16 protein-coding genes and 1 riboswitch are annotated in these 19,220 nt (G+C 45.7%); of the genes, 14 read left to right on the top strand and 2 right to left on the bottom strand.

Going from position 1 to position 19,220, the window contains the following annotated elements; translation table 11 throughout:
• The first annotated feature begins 46 nt into the window (after positions 1-46).
• From ACEYKX_RS06465 to ACEYKX_RS06425, 9 genes are all read left to right on the top strand, one after another.
• A complete protein-coding gene (locus ACEYKX_RS06465) occupies positions 47-2,527 on the top strand; it encodes a class I adenylate cyclase (protein WP_373766233.1) in 2,481 nt (826 codons plus the stop codon).
• An 11-nt stretch (positions 2,528-2,538) separates the two neighbouring features.
• On the top strand, positions 2,539-4,449 hold the full coding sequence (locus ACEYKX_RS06460) for a monovalent cation:proton antiporter-2 (CPA2) family protein (protein WP_373766232.1): 1,911 nt from the start codon (positions 2,539-2,541) through the stop codon (positions 4,447-4,449).
• Positions 4,450-4,521: 72 nt separating this feature from the next.
• Positions 4,522-6,429, top strand: a complete 1,908-nt coding sequence (gene nrfE / locus ACEYKX_RS06455) for a heme lyase NrfEFG subunit NrfE (RefSeq protein ID WP_373766231.1) — start codon at positions 4,522-4,524, stop codon at positions 6,427-6,429.
• Positions 6,430-6,442: 13 nt separating this feature from the next.
• A complete protein-coding gene (locus tag ACEYKX_RS06450) occupies positions 6,443-6,976 on the top strand; it encodes a redoxin family protein (RefSeq protein ID WP_373766230.1) in 534 nt (177 codons plus the stop codon).
• The gene (gene nrfF, locus ACEYKX_RS06445; protein WP_373766229.1) at positions 6,976-7,365 is read left to right on the top strand and encodes a heme lyase NrfEFG subunit NrfF; all 390 of its coding nucleotides are present in this window, start codon (positions 6,976-6,978) and stop codon (positions 7,363-7,365) included. Before ACEYKX_RS06450 ends, nrfF begins: the two co-directional genes overlap by 1 nt.
• Positions 7,362-8,114, top strand: coding sequence for a cytochrome C biogenesis protein (locus ACEYKX_RS06440; RefSeq protein WP_373766228.1), 753 nt, complete (start codon positions 7,362-7,364; stop codon positions 8,112-8,114). The genes nrfF and ACEYKX_RS06440 overlap by 4 nt, the downstream gene beginning before the upstream one ends.
• A gap of 117 nt (positions 8,115-8,231) precedes the next feature.
• Complete coding sequence (gene argC, locus ACEYKX_RS06435; RefSeq protein ID WP_373766227.1) at positions 8,232-9,176, top strand: N-acetyl-gamma-glutamyl-phosphate reductase; 945 nt, start codon at positions 8,232-8,234, stop codon at positions 9,174-9,176.
• Positions 9,177-9,207: 31 nt separating this feature from the next.
• Entirely contained in the window at positions 9,208-10,044 is an 837-nt protein-coding gene (gene argB, locus ACEYKX_RS06430) for an acetylglutamate kinase (RefSeq protein ID WP_373766226.1), read from the top strand.
• 26 nt (positions 10,045-10,070) lie between these two features.
• Complete coding sequence (locus tag ACEYKX_RS06425; protein ID WP_373766225.1) at positions 10,071-11,252, top strand: aspartate aminotransferase family protein; 1,182 nt, start codon at positions 10,071-10,073, stop codon at positions 11,250-11,252.
• A gap of 48 nt (positions 11,253-11,300) precedes the next feature.
• Here ACEYKX_RS06425 and rpsO read toward each other — a convergent pair whose 3' ends face one another.
• Both rpsO and ACEYKX_RS06415 read right to left on the bottom strand, forming a co-directional pair.
• The gene (gene rpsO, locus ACEYKX_RS06420; RefSeq protein ID WP_005597777.1) at positions 11,301-11,570 is read right to left on the bottom strand and encodes a 30S ribosomal protein S15; all 270 of its coding nucleotides are present in this window, start codon (positions 11,568-11,570) and stop codon (positions 11,301-11,303) included.
• A 129-nt stretch (positions 11,571-11,699) separates the two neighbouring features.
• Positions 11,700-13,022 (bottom strand): cation:proton antiporter, encoded by a 1,323-nt coding sequence (locus tag ACEYKX_RS06415; protein WP_373766224.1) that lies wholly within the window; start codon positions 13,020-13,022, stop codon positions 11,700-11,702.
• A gap of 218 nt (positions 13,023-13,240) precedes the next feature.
• Here ACEYKX_RS06415 and ACEYKX_RS06410 point away from each other — a divergent pair, with 218 nt between their 5' ends.
• The 5 genes from ACEYKX_RS06410 to ribE (ACEYKX_RS06390) all read left to right on the top strand — a co-directional run bounded on the left by ACEYKX_RS06410 (position 13,241) and on the right by ribE (ACEYKX_RS06390) (position 19,183).
• On the top strand, positions 13,241-15,115 hold the full coding sequence (locus ACEYKX_RS06410; protein ID WP_373766223.1) for a SurA N-terminal domain-containing protein: 1,875 nt from the start codon (positions 13,241-13,243) through the stop codon (positions 15,113-15,115).
• 99 nt (positions 15,116-15,214) lie between these two features.
• A riboswitch (FMN riboswitch) is annotated at positions 15,215-15,340 on the top strand.
• A gap of 323 nt (positions 15,341-15,663) precedes the next feature.
• Entirely contained in the window at positions 15,664-16,752 is a 1,089-nt protein-coding gene (gene ribD, locus ACEYKX_RS06405; protein WP_373766222.1) for a bifunctional diaminohydroxyphosphoribosylaminopyrimidine deaminase/5-amino-6-(5-phosphoribosylamino)uracil reductase RibD, read from the top strand.
• Complete coding sequence (ribE, locus tag ACEYKX_RS06400; RefSeq protein WP_373766221.1) at positions 16,752-17,396, top strand: riboflavin synthase; 645 nt, start codon at positions 16,752-16,754, stop codon at positions 17,394-17,396. Before ribD ends, ribE (ACEYKX_RS06400) begins: the two co-directional genes overlap by 1 nt.
• 52 nt (positions 17,397-17,448) lie before the next feature.
• Positions 17,449-18,648 (top strand): bifunctional 3,4-dihydroxy-2-butanone-4-phosphate synthase/GTP cyclohydrolase II, encoded by a 1,200-nt coding sequence (locus tag ACEYKX_RS06395; RefSeq protein ID WP_373766220.1) that lies wholly within the window; start codon positions 17,449-17,451, stop codon positions 18,646-18,648.
• 73 nt (positions 18,649-18,721) lie between these two features.
• A complete protein-coding gene (gene ribE / locus ACEYKX_RS06390; RefSeq protein WP_373766219.1) occupies positions 18,722-19,183 on the top strand; it encodes a 6,7-dimethyl-8-ribityllumazine synthase in 462 nt (153 codons plus the stop codon).
• Positions 19,184-19,220: the final 37 nt, after the last annotated feature.

Here is a 19,220-nt window from a genome sequence, read left to right as displayed (position 1 = left end):
CCAAAATGTTACATTGATCACATTTTTATATGTGAGATGAATGACGATGAGAAAGCTGACATTAGTAAAAACAGGGAGAGAAAATCCGTTAGCGTCTCATACCTTTTCCGAGCAGCTGGCGTTGGCAAAACAACGGGTTGATTTGCTCGATCATTTCCGTATAGAAAATGCATTGCAAAACTGTTCCGCCGCCTTTCACCGGGTCTTTTCCTCCGTTCCGTTATTCATTCATTACAATCACCCATCGTTACCCGCTTATGTTGAAGGCGCTCCGAGCGGCATTGCGGATTTTGAACTCAGTGAGCAACAAGCTCATTATTTAACCGGCTATTTTGCCGAATCACCGACACCTTCGCCGACGGCATCACCGGTATTTGACGGACTTTATGTGATGGGCAGTATCGGTTCGATTACGCAAACAAGCTTTTCAGACTTGGATTTGTGGTTGTGCTATTCACAGCCTTTTAATGCCGAACAAAAAACCTTGATCGATCGTAAACTGCTTCAAATTAAACGTTGGGCGGAAAACTTAGGCATCAAGATCAATGTGTATTTGATGAATCCCGATGCATTTAAATCGCGGCAATATCATAGCGGGGTGACGGAAGACCATAATGGTTCGGCACAACATTATTTACTTTTAGATGAGTTTTACCGTTCGGCAATCCGTTTAGCCGGAAAAAGGGTGTTGTGGGTGCACATTGCCGATGATGAGCGGGATTACCCGCAGATTATTCAACAAGCGCTTGCAACAGGGGAATTGCATTTATCCGAGTGGATTGATTTCGGCGATTTTACCGCCTTGCCGATCGGTGAGTATTTCGGCGCGAGTTTATGGCAACTTTATAAGGGTATCGAAAACCCGTATAAATCCGCCATTAAGATCTTATTGCTTGAAAGCTATGCGGAAACCTACCCTCACACGAACCTGATTTCCAAAAAATTTAAGAAAAAATTATTGAGCGACGCTGCCGCCGACTACCATTTCGATCCTTACTTGGCGATGCTCGAACAAGTCACGGAATATCTGGAAAACCGCAAAGAATTTGTCCGATTAGACCGCTTGCGCAGCTGTTTTTACATTAAAGCCCATGAAGGGCAGCTCGACATGATCCGTAAACAAGCACTGGATGAGTTAGTCCATTGTTGGGGATGGGGAGAAAAAGAGCGTGAAATCTTAGATAAACGCCCGCAGTGGAAAATCAAACAAGCCGTCTTGCATCAACAAATGATCGTTGAACAGTTGTTGCAGAGTTATCGTAATTTGATCCATTTTGCCCGCAAATTCCATATCGATCCCAGCATTATGCCGCAAGATACCGATATTATTATGCGCAAGCTTTATTCCGTTTTTGAAGAACAGCCCGGCAAAATTTTGTTAATTAATGAAAAAATAGCAACCAATCTGGCGGAAAATGAAGTCACATTTATTGAGGTAAGCGAAGGACTCTCTACGAAAGCGGGATGGTATTTGGTAAATCACGCCCCGTTAACGCCTTATGACTCTACGACCCGCCACGTACAATATCAAAAAAATCTGACGAAACTGATTGCGTGGGCTTATTTTAACGGTGTACTGACGGCAAGCACCAATATTCATCTCGTGAGCCAAACGCTGTCATTGGATACCTTACGCCGATTCATTACGGATTTAAGATTATCTTTCCCGGCAAAAGCGCCGCCATTAAACGGTGAAGAGCTGTATCATCCGCATGAAATCCGTAATCTAATTGTAGCGGTGAATCTGACAAAAGATCCGACGCGGAACATCCCGCCGTATACGAAGGACGAAATCCAACAAGTCGATCTGTTTAACCTCGGTTCTTCCGAACAAGGCGTTATCGGCAGCATTAATATTATTTTCCGCAATATGTGGAACGAAATCATGACCAAACAATTTGAAGGGAATGATGCACTGCTAAAAGCGTTAAAATTTATTTCAAATAAAATTTATCGCAGTTCCGCCCCGCCTCAATCGGTTAATATTTTCAGCTATAGTCGCCAACTACGCGGCGAATTGGAAAAATTCGTTATGGGGTTGGTTAATCGCTGTATTACCGTCCAAACGGGATCGGTCTTCCAACGTCAACCGCCGCAAACCTTTAATATCGCCGGCAGACGTTGGCAATTGGTTTTTGACGGGCAACTGGCGCTGAAAGAAGTGGTGCCGGAAACGCCTGCGTGTTGCGATACGTCGCCGTCAACGGATGCAGTGATCCCGAAAGAAGTTTATCATTTCGCCAGTGAAGGTTTTTTACAATTCTTTTTTGAGGATAATCAAGATGAGAGCTTTAATGTGTATGTTTTGGATAAACAAAATCATGCGGAATGTTATGCTTATTGCACCGGAGCGAAAGAAGATAAAATCAGGCAAATCAGCACATTATATTCACAGGGTGTCGAGCAGTATGAAACCTTTAATTTTCCGCAATTTTATCAATTACTTACTTTCCCTGAAGGGATCTCTATCGTGCCGTTTCAAAGTCAACGGCATCGGGACTATTTAAAATTAAAATGTCATGAATAAAGAGGATAACCATGTCAGTCGCCATCGCTAACCCCGAATTGATTAAAACCGTGGCATTGCTTGCCACTAGTATCACGATTGTGCCTTTATTTAAACGCATCGGATTGGGCAGCGTACTAGGATACTTAGTTGCCGGGTGTTTGATCGGACCGTCCGGTGCAGGGTTATTCCAAGATCCGGATGCGGTCGTGCATATGGCGGAACTCGGCGTCGTCATGTTCCTGTTCGTCATCGGCTTGGAAATGTATCCCGAGCGGCTATGGAGTATGCGCAAAGCTATTTTCGGACGCGGGTTCTTACAAGTCGCCGCTTGCGGTACGCTGTTAACTTGCGCCGGTATCTTTATTTTAGGTTTACCGAAAGAAGTCGCATTTATTGCAGGCATGGGCTTTACCCTCTCGTCTACCGCTATCGTGATGCAAGTCCTTGAAGAAAAAGGCATCAGTACCACACCTAAAGGGCAGCGGATTGTGTCAACGCTGATTTTTGAAGATTTGGCGATTGTACCGCTATTGGCTTCCATTGCCTTTTTAGCCCCGACCGCCAACGTAGAGCATGAAACCAATTGGACCGCCATCGGCGCCGGTTTGGTCGGTGTATTGATTTTGGTTGCCGCCGGTAAATGGTTGATGAACCCGTTATTCCGTATGATTTCCAAAGCGCATATTCGTGAAATGATGACGGCTGCCGCCTTGTTGGTGGTGCTGGGTTCCGCTCTATTGATGGAACTCAGCGGGCTGTCGATGGCAATGGGTGCGTTCGTTGCCGGCGTCATGTTGTCCGAATCGTCATTCCGTCATCAATTGGAAGCCGATATCGAACCGTTCCGCGGACTACTGCTCGGGTTATTCTTCATGGGCGTAGGCATGTCTCTCGACTTGGCGTTGGTGTTGAACAATTGGCTATGGTTGCTGGGAGTCGTACTGCTTTATGTCTTCGGTAAAGGGCTGGCCATTTATCTCGTGGCGCGTTTGACCTTATTAACCAACCGTGAAGCCGTCATGCGAACGGCAATCATGTCTCACGGCGGTGAATTTGCCTTCGTGCTTTTTTCTGCCGCCGCAACCGCCGGTGTACTTTCCTCTAAACATCAGGCGACATTTACCGCCGCCGTGATTGTCTCGATGCTACTTTCTCCGCTGGTAGTCATTGCGATTCAACGTTTGATCAATCGCAAAGCGAAAAAAAGCGGAGAACCGCAGCAAAGCCTTGAAGGTATCGAGCTTGCCGAAAACTTGGAAAGCAATGTGTTGGTCATCGGCTTCGGACGCTTCAGTCAAATCGTCTGCCAAGTATTGCTTGCCCGCGGTATCAGCGTATCGGTGATTGACGCGGATTTAGGTAATATTCGTACCGCTACCCGATTCGGCTTTAAAGTTTACTACGGCGACGGTTCGCGTATCGATGTACTACGGGCAAGCGGCATTGAACAGGTTCATTGTGTGATTGTCGGTCTGGCGGAACCGGAAAAAACGCTGAATATTGTCGAGTTGATTAAACATGAGTATCCGCTCATCCCGGTTTTTGCCCGTGCCTACGACCGTCGCAATACGGTTGATTTAATCAAGCAACATGTCGACTATCAAGTCAGAGAAACCTTTGAATCTGCACTGTTGTTAAGTAAAGTCGCCTTGGAAAAATTAGGCGCGACGGAAACGGAATCGGCGGATGCAATTAAATTGATTCGTCAATTGGATCATGAACGCCTGAATGAAGAAGTGCTGCATGGATTCTCGGATGAAATCGAACGCAAATATTGGTCGGTAGAGCCGTTTGTAAAACCGCGCAAAGAAGCGGAGGCGCTGGATGATGCTACGGCGGATCTGCTTGAGGAAATGGGAGAAAAGATTGACCGAACGGAGAACATCTCTGCATCCGAACGGCAATCGCCGACAACATCGGATACGGGTGTAAAAGCGTAGAAAATCACGTCTGACCTTCCGGTTTGCAAGCGGTAGGTTCGGGCAATTATTTTGCAAAATAACGGATGAATTATGTTCCCCGAACTGGGTTATTTTTCACTTATTTTATTGGTCGGCGTTTCCGCCATCCAAGTCGTGTTCTCCGTATGGGGAGAATTACGCCGACAACCGCATTGGCTCGCCTTGAACCCGCTGTGGAGCGGACTGCAGTGCCTGCTGGCATTGCTTGCTTTCGGTTGTTTAGCGCAGGCATTCATGACCGATGATTTCAGCGTCAACTACGTTGCCGCCCATTCCAACAGCCAATTACCGATCTTTTTCAAATTTGCCGCCAGCTGGGGCGGCCACGAAGGATCCATGCTCTTCTGGCTCACGGCATTGACCGTGTGGACGGGTATTTTTTGCATTTTTTCGCGCAAAACCGACCGCTTGTTTGCATACCGAACCCTAGGCGCACTCTCTTTTATCATCTTTGGCTTCGCCTTATTTATCCTGTGGGCGTCCAACCCGTTTGAACGTTCGTTTCCGCCTCCGCCCGAAGGTCGGGATCTCAACCCGATGTTGCAAGATATCGGTCTGATTTTTCACCCACCGCTGCTCTACCTCGGTTACGTCGGTTTTGCGGTAAACTTTGCGATGACGATCGCCATGCTGCTCGGCGGGGTATTCGATTATGCTATCGCCCGTTGGATGCGCCCGTGGGCAATGATCGCGTGGGGCTTCCTGACCGCCGGAATCCTATTAGGCGCATGGTGGGCATACTACGAATTAGGTTGGGGCGGTTGGTGGTTTTGGGATCCGGTTGAAAACGCCTCTCTCATGCCGTGGCTGCTAGGCACAGCATTATTGCACAGCCTGATTGTCAGCGAACAACGCGGTATTTTCAGTTACTGGACCTTATTGTTGTCGATTTTTGCATTCGCCTTAAGTTTGCTCGGTACCTTTATTGTGCGTTCGGGTGTACTGACTTCCGTACACGCCTTTGCGGTCGATACGGATCGCGGCATGGCATTGCTGATGCTGTTTTTTAGCTTGAGCTTTGTGGCATTGGCGTTATTTGCTCTCAAAGCCCGCCTTTGGCAGGGTGAGGTACGTTTTACATGGCTATCGAAAGAAACGGCATTTTTATCGATCAACGGCTTATTCGTACTCGCCACCGGAGTCGTTGTGCTCGGTACGTTCTATCCCATGGTGTTCAGTGCCATGAATTGGGGAGCGATTTCCGTCGGTGCACCGTATTTCAACACAATTTTCGCGCCACTGGCTTTACTGTTACTCGCGCTGATGGGATACGCAACGCGCTTACGCTGGAAGCAATTACCGTTGAAAAGCCTACTGCAACACCTCCTATTATTGCCTTTAGCGATCGGTATCTCGTTGGGGTTGGGTCATCTCACCTTGCAACACAGCCCCGCTCACCAATTGCAATGGCTGCCGACCCTTTTCATCAGTTTAGCGATATGGGTCATCTTAACTCACCTGCCTTATCGTAAAACAATGTGGCAAATCCGACCGCTTGCCATGCGGCTTGCCCACATCGGTTTTGGTGTCTGCGTGATTGGTGCCATGATGAGCAGCTATTACGGCGATGAGATCGGCGTGCGGTTAAAACCGACGCAACAGGCAACCTTAGCCGGCTTCACCTTCACTTATGCCAAATACGATAATGTCATCGGGCAAAACTATACATCGGAAACGGCAACCTTTCATATTGACGACAAGCAAAACCAGTATATTGCCACGGTGTATCCCGAACGCCGCTATTATGATATTCGTACCATGACAATGGCGGAAGTCGGCTTAGCGCATCGCGGTTTGGATGATGTATATGTTGTGATGGGCGATCGCTTCGGACAAAAAGAATATGCCTTCCGTCTGCACTACAAACCTTATATTCGTGCATTGTGGTGGGGCGGAGCTATTATGGTTATCGCTTCGCTCCTTGCCATACTGGGGCATCGTCGCAAAAGGTTCGTTTGATTTAGGGATCCGTATGAAAAAAACCGTGCTTTTCTTACCGCTTGTTTTATTACTGGCCGTCGTCTTTTTTCTGATGGCGCAACTTAAAACGCCCGACACTCTCGCCCCGAGCGAAGATTGGCAAGGGAAACCGTTCCCCGAATTCACGCTACCGCATTTGCTTGACAATCACGCGCTGCTCAGCAAAGAAAGTTTGCCGAAAGAGCCGTTCATCCTCAACGTATGGGCAAGCTGGTGCACATGGTGTATCAAAGAATTTCCGCTATTGCTCGAGTTAAAAGAAAAAGGCGTAAAAATTGTCGGCTTAACCTTAACCGACCGCCCGGAAGACGCCCGTCAAGCATTGGCGCGTTGGGGCAATCCGTTTGAATTCACGATCGACGATTATCAACACCGTTTTTTAATCGACACCTTGCATATCAATTCTGCGCCGGTTACATATGTTATTGATAAAAAAGGTATGGTTCGTTACCAACAAAAAGGATACAACCCGGACTTTATGCAAGACGTGCTGCCGCGATTAGACGCTTTAAGTAAGGAAAAATAATGAAACGCCTACTGTTTATTCTCGGACTGCTTATCCACGGCATCGCCCATGCCGAAATGGTCGATACCTTCCAATTCCGCTCTGACGAAGACAGAGTCAGAGCCATTGCTCTTGCCAAATCGCTACGCTGCCCGCAATGCCAAAATCAAAATTTGGTCGAATCCAATGCAACTCAGGCTTATCATCTGCGTTTGGAAGTCTATGAGATGGTAAATCAAGGTAAAAGCAATGAGGAGATTATCCGCACCATGACGGACAGATTCGGGGCGTTTGTCAACTATAAGCCGCCGCTCAACGCCCAAACCGGATTACTTTGGGGTGCGCCTTTAGGCTTATTGATCGCTATGCTGGCGGCACTCATTTGGCGTGTAAACAGGAAGAAGAAATGACCGAACGGGATCAACTCAACGCAGCACATTATCAACAAGCGGTACGATTTGCAGAAAATCTTGCAAATGATACCAAACAGGAATATCTCAATGAATTGCGGGATCGTCATGATTTTGAACAAACGCAATTAGCGTTACATTTGCAAAAAATACCGCAAAAACGACCGCTTGTATTCGGTATGCTCGCATTTATCGCCGTATTAACGGTCAGCGTTGCCTATTATTGGCAAAGCGGGCGTTATCAGCAGGTTGAAGCGGGTGAACGTGACTTCCAAGCATTTCAGCAGCAAAAAGCGGAAGAAGACAGCCGCACGCGCAACGATCACTATATTGTCAGTTTGCAAAACCAACTGCGTGACAATCCGAATAACGGCGATTTATGGTTTGAGTTGGGGCAGGCATACTCCTTAAATAATGATTTTGAAGCGGCAATGGTGTGTTTTCACCATGCGCAAACGGTATTAGGCAGAAAGGCGGCAATTCTCGGCGCCATGGCAACAACCGATTACTATCTGCATAAACAAACGCTTTCCGCACAAGCCAAGGCTTGGATTGACGAAGCCTTAGCACAAGATCCGAAAGAAAGTGCAAGCCTGTTGTTATTGGCTTCCGAGGCCTTTTTGCGAAATGATCCGCAGCAAGCGATTTTCTATTGGCAGCAAGTACTCGACGGCGATAATCCAAACATCAATCGACGTGCCATTATTCAAAGTATCAATACCGCAGAAGAAAGAATGAAGACAAACTGACAAGTTAAGTCAAAATATAAATTCACTCTATTTGCATAATTATGCAAAATTCAGGTTGTCATTGCCCTTAAATCTGCATACACTACAGTATCAACAACATAAATGACAGGAACGGCAATGACACAGTATAAAATTTTTGTAGACGGTGCGGTCGGCACCACCGGGCTACGTATTCATGAACGCTTAAGCAGTCAGGCAGATATTCAGCTTCTTACCCTCCCGGAAGCACAACGCAAAGATCTTGATGCCCGCTTGGCAAAAATAAGCGAAGCGGATTTAACTTTTTTATGTCTGCCGGATGAGGCGGCAAAAGAGATTGTTGCCGCCGCACCGCCGTCCGCCCGCATTTGTGATACCTCTACCGCACATCGGGTTAACCCCGATTGGGTTTACGGTTTTGCCGAATTGTCAGGCAGAACGGCAAAAATTGCCGAGGCAAACCGTGTTGCCGTGCCGGGTTGTCATGCCACGGGATTTATCGCCTTGGTTCGACCGCTTGTCGAATATTTTGCATTATCGGCGGCTTCTCCGCTCTACTGCCACTCATTAACCGGCTATTCGGGCGGTGGAAAAGGCATGATTGCGGAATATCAGACTGAAAATCGTGCGGAGGCCTTCAACGCCCCAAGGATATACGGACTCGGCTTAAAACATAAACACTTGCCGGAAATGACGGCAGTTACCGGACTGACATCCGCCCCGATCTTTACCCCTGTCGTCGCCGATTATTACAGTGGTATGCTGGTCACCGTACCTCTACCGCTTGCCGTCCTTGCGGAAAAATACCGTTCGGGCGAAGCCGTCACACAACTGTTGTCGGATTACTATCAAGACCGCCGATTAATCCGCGTTAAACCCCACGCAGATATTCCCGCCGACGGAATGTTGGCAGCGAACGGCTTATCCGGTAAAGACAATTTAGACATTGCAGTATTCAGCAATGACACCCAATTATTATTGACTGCACGTTTCGACAATCTCGGTAAAGGCGCCTCTGGTGCTGCGATACAATGTATGAATATTATGCTCGGCAGAGCCGAAACTGCCGGCTTGGTGATCTAGTCGCACATTTCAGACAAACAGGATAATTTATATGCAAATCAATGAATTAATTCAACAGGCGACACCATATATCGCTCAATTTAAAGGCAAAATAATCGTAGTGAAATACGGCGGGAATGCGATGATTAATGAAGCCTTAAAGCACGCCGTTATGCAAGATATTTTGCTGCTGAATCAACTGGGTATCAACGTCGTGTTAGTCCACGGCGGCGGTCCCGAAATTTCACAAGGGTTAAAGCAGATCGGAAAAGAAAGCCGATTTATCAATGGATTGCGCGTCACCGACAAAGATACGATGGATATTGTCTTACAAATGTTGGCGGGAAAAGTTAATAAAAGTTTGGTGGCGTTATTGCAAGGTAAAGGTATCGGATTATGCGGAATCGACGCCAACATGCTGCAATGTGAAAAACTAAAAGGCGATGTCGACTTAGGCTTTGTCGGTGAAATTACCAAAGTCAATACCAAGGTGCTCGAATTGGCACTCCACGCCGATTTGATTCCGGTTATTTCAACCGTAGGCGTAGATCAACAAGGCGTAGCATATAATATCAATGCCGATACGGCAGCCAGTGAAATCGCCATTGCGTTGAAAGCGACAAAATTAGTCAGTATGACGGATATTGCAGGCTTATTACGCGATCGCCACGATGAAAGTACGCTGATTTCCAACGTCAGCCTCAATGAAGTTGACGCATTGATAGCACAAGGCGTTATTGCCGGCGGTATGATTCCGAAAATTGCCTGCTGTACCGATTTTATTCGGGCGGGTGGCGAACAAGCCGCCATCATTGACGGTCGGGTGGAACACGCTATTTTAATTGAAATGCTGACGGATAAGGGTAACGGAACCTTATTCTATCCATAATTCCGCAATAAAAGGATATACAAGCGATGAACAGCCAACAAATTAAACAATTGGATCACCAACACCTTGCACAAACCTACGGGCGTTTTGATCTGGTGCTTTCCCACGGTAAAGGGTGCGATGTGTGGGATATTGAAGGAAACCAATATCTCGATTTTACCAGCGGAATCGGCACGAACTGTTTGGGTTGGGCGGATGAGGCATGGCTTAGCGCCGTTACGACGCAAGCCGCAAAACTACAACATACGTCCAACCTTTTTTATACCGAACCGGCAACCGTGTTAGCAAAACAATTAACAGAAGCAAGCGGTCTGATCCGTGCGTTTTTTTGCAATTCCGGCGCAGAAGCTAATGAAGGTGCGATTAAAACCGCCCGTAAATACAGCCATGATAAATACGGTGCCAATCGGGCTACGGTGCTAAGTTTGGTTAATTCGTTTCACGGGCGAACCATTTCAACCCTAGCCGCTACCGGACAAGCGGTATTCCATCAACATTATTTTCCGTTTACCCAAGGATTTGAACATGTTCCCGCCAATAACTTCGAGGCATTGAAGCAACGTATAGCGCAAAACGATGTATGTGCCGTTATCTTGGAAATCGTGCAAGGCGAAGGCGGCGTATGTGCGTTGGAAGCGACCTATCTGCAATCGGTCCAAACACTCTGCCAAGAGCAGGATCTGATTTTAATCATCGACGAAGTTCAAACCGGTATCGGACGTACCGGCAGCCTGTTTGCTTACCAACAATTCGGTTTGACGCCGGATATTGTTACACTGGCGAAAGGATTGGGCGGCGGCTTGCCTATCGGGGCTTTTTTGCTCGGTGATAAATGCCAAAACACCCTAGGAAAAAGCGATCACGGCTCGACATTTGGAGGAAACCCGGTGTGCTGTGCGGCGGCAAATGCGGTATTGGCGCGCTTTACACCTGCATTTTTAGCAGACATTCAAATTAAGGGTGAAAAATTACGCCAAGCCCTGTTAACCTTACCGAAGGTAAAATCCGTCAGCGGGCTCGGCTTAATGCTCGGTGTAGAATTTGAAGAAGGCATTACCGCCGGTGATGTCGTCACTAAAGCGATTCAAAAAGGCGTATTGACGCTTACGGCGAAACAGAAACTGCGCTTGCTTCCGCCATTGATTATCAGTGATGCACAAATCGAACAGGGCATTGCCGTATTACACGATGTCTTGAGTGAAATGTAAGCAACAAAAAAACCGAGCCTAAGCTCGGTTTTTTTCCATATTGGGAAATTAACGACGTAAACCTAAACGTGCGATAGTTTCTGAGTATTTGGCAAGATCGGTACGTTTTAAGTAGTCTAATAATTTACGACGGCGTGAAACCATACGTAATAGACCGCGGCGACCGTGGTGATCTTTTTTATGCTCGGCAAAGTGTGCTTGTAAATGGTTGATTTGAGCGGTTAACAGAGCGATTTGAACTTCTGAAGAACCGGTATCTTTTGCATCGCGACCAAATTCAGCAACGATTTTTGCTTTTGCTTCTACGCTTAGAGACATGTTTTACTCCTAAAAAGTAGTTAGTTTAAATTCATCAATAGCCGATCTCTAACTCAGCTATGACACGAGGTTGCGCATTCTAAAGATAAACGCATTCCAGCGCAATGCTTTTATCCCATAACGGCAAAATTAATGTTTAGTATCCGATTGATTCTGTGGTTGCAGGTACTCTTCCCGATTCGGATCCACTTGTTTCGATTTACGAATTATCGGCTCGATTGTGGTGCCTTGCACTAAAATGGAGAACATCACAACGGAATACGTCATGACCAGAATTAAGTCCTTCACATCAATTCCATTGCCGACAAACACGGTTTTGGCCGGAATGGACAAAGCCATCGCCAACGCCAAGCCACCGCGCAATCCGCCCCATGTCATAATTTTCAAGGTATACGGATTATAAGTACGGAACTGCTGCAATCCTTTATACGGAATCCAAAGACTTAAATAACGGGCTGCCAAACAAATCGGAATGGCGACAATCATCATAATAATGCCGTAAATATTAAAATCCACCAGCAATATCGCAAAGCCGATAAGGAAGAACAGTAATGAATTTAAGAAATGATCAATCATTTCCCAAAAATGGTCGAGGTAACGTTGGCTTTGTTCGGAAAAACCGGAACGGCGCGTCCAGTTACCGATCATAATCCCGGCAACAACCATCGCCAACGCACCGGAAACATGGAGAATGTTATTGGCAAACATAAACCCGGCAGTCGGAATAGTAAGCGTTAACATAATCTCCAAGCTACCGTCGTCAGTGCTTGAAATTAGGATATGAGCAATAAAGCCCAGCACGAAGCCGAATAAGATCCCACCGATCGCTTCGTGTAAAAATAAATTCATGATACCGCTAAAGGTTGCTTCTTGCCCGCCGAATGCGACGGCGAATACCGTTATGAAAATAACCAAACCGACACCGTCATTAAAAAGCGACTCGCCTTCTACCTGCATCGATAAGCGTTTAGGTGCGCGTAAATTTTTAATGATGGCGAGAACCGCAATCGGGTCGGTGGGGGAAATCAGCGCCCCGAACACGATACAATAGATTAAATCGATCTCTAAACCGATAAGATTGGCTACGCCGTAAACAAAGAAACCGATGATCAAGGTTGAAGCCAAGGTTGAAAATAAGGCGAAAATCGTGATTTCCCATTTTTGATCTTTCAGCACAGGTAGTTTGATGCCAAGCGATCCGGCAAAAAGCAAAAAGCCTAAAATACCGTTGAGTAAGAAGCTTTTGAAATCAACTTGCTCCATGACTTCCGTTGCGACCAAATCGATATTAAACCAACCTGCCCAACCAAAAAATAAAAGGAGTAAAGAACCGATCATCGCCGCAGCGGTAATCGCAATCGTCGACTGCACTTTATCACTGATTTTGCTTGTGATGAATCCGAGTAAAATTGAAAGTGCGGAAAGAAAACAAATGTATGCATAAATACCCATACGGTATCCCTATATAAAAAGCCAAAGAAGTAAAGAGAAGCGGTTCTCACAACGAGGTGTAAATTAGAACAAATTTTAACGTTAAATGCAAAGTTTAGATAGCAAATCACTGCTCTGAGGTGCAATGAAGGAAAGGTTCCGAATTCCAAAAATCACATTTGAGAATTAAGCGCTTTACAGTATAATTGCTCCATTTTTTATGACTAGGAACCATAACAATGATCGAAAAAATGCATGAGAAATCCGGCGGCATCGCATTTAAAATAATTTTTGCCCTCGTTTCTCTTTCTTTTGTATTAGGCGGAATCGGCGGGGGATTGATGAGTTCGGATACTTCTGCGGTTAAAGTGAACGGAGAAGAAATCTCGCAACAGGCTTTTACGTCGGCCAAAAATCGTCAACAAAATATAATGAATGCGCAGATGGGAGAGCGTTTTTGGGATCTTTTAGACAACCCGGAATACGCAAAAGAATTCCAATATTCGGTTCTCAATCAATTAATTGATGATGAGCTCTTGCGTCAATATGCCAAAAGTTTAAAACTGGACATCAGTGCCGATCAAATCAAATCGGAAATCGTCAATTCACCGGCGTTTCAACAAAACGGTAAATTCGACAATACGCTTTATCAACAAACTTTGCGCAGCAACGGATTAACGCCTGACGGCTATGCGGCTTTCGTCTACGAAGGATTGCTGTTCTCACAAATTCAAGAAAGCATCATCGGAAGTGATTTTATGGTGCCGTCTCAACAAGCTCATCTTGCCCAATTGTTACTACAAAAACGGCAAGTGCGTTTAGCATCATTCCCGATTGCGGATGACGCGGTGAAACAAACCGCTTCGGAAGAAGAGCTGTTGACTTATTATGAGGCGAATAAAGCGAATTTTATCAACCCGGAAAAATTGACTGTGGAATATGTCTCTATCGAACCGAAAGATCTTGAGAAAAATATTCAAGTTACCGATGAACAAATCAATACGTATTATCAAACCAATAAAGCAAAATACAGCACGGCGGGAGAAACCAAAATTGCGCACATCCAAGTCGCAACCGAGACTGAAGCGAATGATATTGCCGTAGCGCTAAAACAAGGAACGGATTTTGCAACATTGGCAAAAGAAAAATCGACGGACAAACTTTCCGCAGCTCAAGGCGGCGATTTAGGTTGGGCAAAATCCGGGGTATTCCCTAAAGCATTTGACGATGCCGCTCAGTCGTTAAGCGTAGGCAGTACAAGCCAACCGATAAAAGTAGACGGGGCTTATCATATCATCAAAGTACTTGAGCGGGCACCCGGGCAATCCATTCCGTTGGAACAAGTCAAACAACAAATTGCCGAGATTATTCGTCGTGAGTTGATGCTTACCGAATATTCCAATATCACTCGTGAAATGGCAAATAAAGCGTTTGAAGATAACGGTTCTCTTGAAGGCGTTGCCCGACTGGCCGGAATAAATGTACAAAAAACCGCACAATTTACCCGCAATGACGTGCCCGAGGCGTTGAACCATGAGAAAGTGCTAAAAGTATTATTTAACGGTGAATCGGCACAAAACGGACAAAATTCCGAAGCTATCGATATCGGTGACACGACCAACCCGAAAACTCTTTTTATTCGTGTCAGCAATTATCAAGCGCAAAGCACACAAACGTTTGAGCAGGCAAAAACAGCCGTAGAACATGCCGTAAAATACGCAAAATCGGAAAAAACATTATTAGCCAAGGCTGAAGAGCAAATTAAAGCGCTTCAAGCAGGCAATAAAACGGCGGTAACGTTCGAACAGCCTCAGGAACTCGTTTTTGCTCAGTCACAAGTACGACAACCGCAGTTGACCCAAACCGTATTTGCCATGCCAAAACCGACGGCGAATAATCCGGTTTATCAAACGACTCTTGAAAACGGTCGAGTTATCATTATTGCGTTAGATAACATTGTCGATGGCAATTTAGAGGCATTTAAGCCGTTTGCGGCACAGTTTGCCGAAGCTAATCGTATCGTCTTACGTAATGACTTACTGAAAGATTTACGTGAACGGGCAAAAATTGAAATCAATCAAGATTTCCTTGATCAGCAAAATAATCTTAAATAGTTAAAAAAAATCATAGCGTTTGATATTTTTCTCAAGCGCTTTTGTTAAAAAATTGTTGCTTGACACGTTCTTCAAACAGGTGCAGAATCCGCAACAATTTTTAATCTTCAGGGCAGGGTGAAATTCCCGATCGGCGGTAAAGTCCGCGAGCAGAGGTGAAAACCGACGCAGGAACCGGTGAAATTCCGGTACCGACAGTGATAGTCTGGATGGAAGAAGAGCTGGAATATCTACACTCGAACACTGTTCGAGTGCTTTTCTTATGCTTTTAACGCCTTGAGATCGTGAGATTTCAAGGCGTTTGTTTATTTAGCCTCAATAAAACTCCCCTCTTTAGCAAAGAGGGGCAGGGGAAGATTTGGCAGAAGTAGATAACGAAGAAAATAATGGATAAGACATTTTTATCTAGTATTTTTTGACTATTTACTCCCTCTTATTGCATATAGCCTAACAAATCTCCCCTAACCCCTCTTTACTAAAGAGGGGAACGGTTTATCTAAATAAATATCCCATTCCACTGCCCCTATTTTCTGAAAATACGAAAACAAATGACACACTCTATTTTTATGGCTCGAGCCATTGAACTGGCTGAACTTGGTCGTGGCTGGACAAATCCTAATCCGTTGGTCGGTTGTGTGATTGTTAAGGACGGCAACATTGTTGCGGAAGGCTATCACCAACGCTACGGTGAATGGCACGCCGAACGTAATGCGATTTTACATTGTCAGGAAGATTTAAGCGGAGCAACGGCTTACGTTACCCTTGAGCCTTGCTGTCATCACGGACGTACACCGCCCTGTTCTGATTTGTTGATTGAACGGGGGATTAAAACCGTCGTTATCGGCTCAAGCGATCCAAATCCCCTTGTGGCGGGTAAAGGCGTGGCACAACTCCGTCAAGCAGGGATTGAGGTGATTGAGAATGTGATGAAAGCCGAATGTGATGCGTTAAATCCGATTTTCTTTCACTATATTCAAACTAAACGCCCTTATGTGTTGATGAAATATGCGATGACCGCAGACGGTAAAATTGCCACCGCAACAGGCGAGTCCAAGTGGATTACAGGGGAACAAGCCAGAGCCAATGTGCAATGCACCCGACATCAATACAGTGCGATTATGGTTGGGGTGGATACGGTGCTGGCGGATAACCCGATGCTCAATAGCCGTATGCCGAATGCCAAACAGCCGGTGCGGATTGTGTGCGACAGCCGATTGCGTACGCCATTAGATTGTCAATTAGTCCAAACCGCCAAAACCTATCGCACGATTATTGCAACAGTTTCAGATGATTTGCAAAAAATCGCCCAATTCCAACCGCTTGGAGTGGAAGTGTTGGTTTGTAAAGCAAAAGACAAGCGGGTTGATTTAGTCGATCTTTTGCAAAAACTCGGCGAACAAGGCATTGACAGCTTATTGTTGGAAGGCGGCTCAAGTTTAAATTTTAGTGCGTTAAACGAAGGGATTGTGAACCGTGTGCATTGCTACATCGCTCCTAAATTAGTTGGTGGTGTTACTGCTAAAACGCCCATCGGTGGTGATGGAATCGGCGTGTTGGCAAATGCCGTCCAGTTAAAAACGCCAACTATCACAATGATGGGTGATGATATTTTATTAGATTTTGAGGTAGCAAACTGATGTTCACAGGCATTATTGAAGAAGTCGGCAAAGTCGCCAAAATCCACAAACAAGGGGAATTTGCCGTTTTAACCATTACGGGAAGCAAAATTTTTACGGATATGCACTTAGGCGACAGCATTGCGGTCAATGGTGTCTGTTTAACCGTGACCGAATTTGGCTCAAACCATTTTTCCGCAGATGTCATGTCGGAAACGCTCGCCCGTACATCATTAGGCGAATTACAACCGAACAGCCCCGTTAATCTTGAACGAGCAATGGCGTCAAACGGACGTTTCGGCGGACACATTGTGTCGGGGCATATTGATGGCACAGGGGAAATTGTCAGCATTACCCCTGCGAATAATTCGGTCTGGTATCAGATTAAAACCACGGCAAAGCTGATGCGTTACATCATTGAAAAAGGCTCAATTACGATTGACGGAATAAGCCTGACTGTGGTCGATTGTGATGAAAACAGCTTCCGAGTGTCGATTATTCCGCATACGTTAAGTGAAACGAATTTAGGCACGAAAAAGGTCGGCAGTATCGTGAATTTAGAGAATGATGTAATCGGAAAATATGTGGAAAAATTGCTGTCGCCGAAACAGAGCGAGCCACAGAGCAATATCACCGAAGAATTTTTAAAGCGAGTGGGGTTTTAAATCCCCCCTAGCCCCCCTTTTTCAAAGGGGGAATTATCAAAAAGGAAAGCAAATGTTTCAATTTTCAAGCGTAGAACAAGCCTTAGACGCATTACGCCAAGGCAAAATTATTATCGTCAGCGATGACGAAGATAGAGAAAACGAAGGGGATTTTATCTGTGCGGCGGAATTTGCCACTCCTGAAAATATCAACTTTATGGCAACTTATGGTAAAGGTTTGATTTGTATGCCGATTTCAACGGCGATAGCCCAAAAACTCGACCTACCGCAGATGGTTTCTTACAACACCGATAACCACGAAACCGCCTTTACCGTTGCTATCGATCACATTGATACAGGCACGGGCATTTCGGCTTTTGAGCGTTCGCTTACGGCGCTTAAAGTGGTGGACGACAACGCCAAACCAAGTGATTTCCGCCGTCCGGGGCATATGTTCCCCCTACTTGCGAAAGACGGTGGCGTGTTGGTGCGTAACGGACATACGGAAGCAACGGTGGATCTGGCTCGTTTAGCCGGGCTTAAACACGCAGGACTTTGCTGTGAGATTATGGCAGATGACGGCACAATGATGAAAATGCCTGAACTACAAGCCTTTGCCACTCAACACAATATGCCGTTTATCACAATTGCCCAGTTACAAGAATATCGCCGAGCAAAAGATTGTTTAATTGAGCAAATTTCCGTCGTCAAAATGCCGACCAAATACGGCGAGTTTACCGCACACAGTTTCATCGAGAAAATCACAGGTAAAGAACACGTTGCATTAGTGAAAGGGGATATTGGCAACGGCGAAGAGGTGCTATGCCGTATTCACTCTGAATGTTTAACCGGCGATGCCTTTGGTTCACAACGTTGCGACTGCGGTCAGCAATTTGCCGCCGCAATGAGCCAAATTGAGCAAGAAGGCAGAGGCGTGTTGCTCTATTTACGTCAAGAAGGGCGAGGCATTGGCTTAATCAACAAACTGCGTGCTTATGAATTGCAAGATAAAGGAATGGATACCGTCGAGGCGAATTTAGCCCTTGGCTTTGGTGAAGATGAACGTGAATACCATATTGGCGCACAGATGTTTCGCAGTTTAGGGGTGAAAACGATCCGCTTGTTAACCAATAATCCAGCGAAAATCGAAGGCTTACAGCAAGTTGGCTTAAATATCGTGGCACGAGAGCCGATTATGGTTGAGCCGAATAAACACGATTTGGAATACCTTAAAGTTAAACAAGTCAAAATGAGGCATATGTTTAACTTTTAAAAAATCTCCCCCTAGCCCCCTCTTTGTCAAAGAGGGGGAATATCAATTTATTTAACAATAAGGAAAAACAAAAATGGCAATTATCACAGGTAATTTAGTGGCAACAGGGTTAAAATTCGGCATTGTGTGTGCGAGATTTAACGATTTTATCAACGATAAACTGTTAAGCGGTGCGATCGACACACTCGTTCGCCACGGTGCAAACGAAAGCGATATTGATACCGCTTGGGTACCTGGGGCATTTGAAATTCCGTTGGTTGCGAAAAAAATGGCGGAAAGCGGTAAGTATGACGCAGTAATCTGCTTAGGCACAGTAATCCGCGGCTCAACCACGCACTATGATTATGTATGCAATGAAGCAGCAAAAGGCATTGGTGCAGTGAGCTTACAAACCGGTGTTCCGGTTATTTTTGGTGTATTAACTACCGAAAATATCGAACAAGCTATCGAGCGTGCAGGTACAAAAGCAGGCAACAAAGGCTCTGAATGTGCGTTAGGCGCGATTGAAATGGTGAATGTGTTAAAAGGTCTATAATTTGCAAAATAGTAGGCGAAACTGACCGCTTGTAGAA

It is taken from the genome of Glaesserella sp., from assembly GCF_041817755.1.
Taxonomy (GTDB): domain Bacteria; phylum Pseudomonadota; class Gammaproteobacteria; order Enterobacterales; family Pasteurellaceae; genus Glaesserella.
This window is presented reverse-complemented; position numbering and strand designations above follow the sequence as displayed.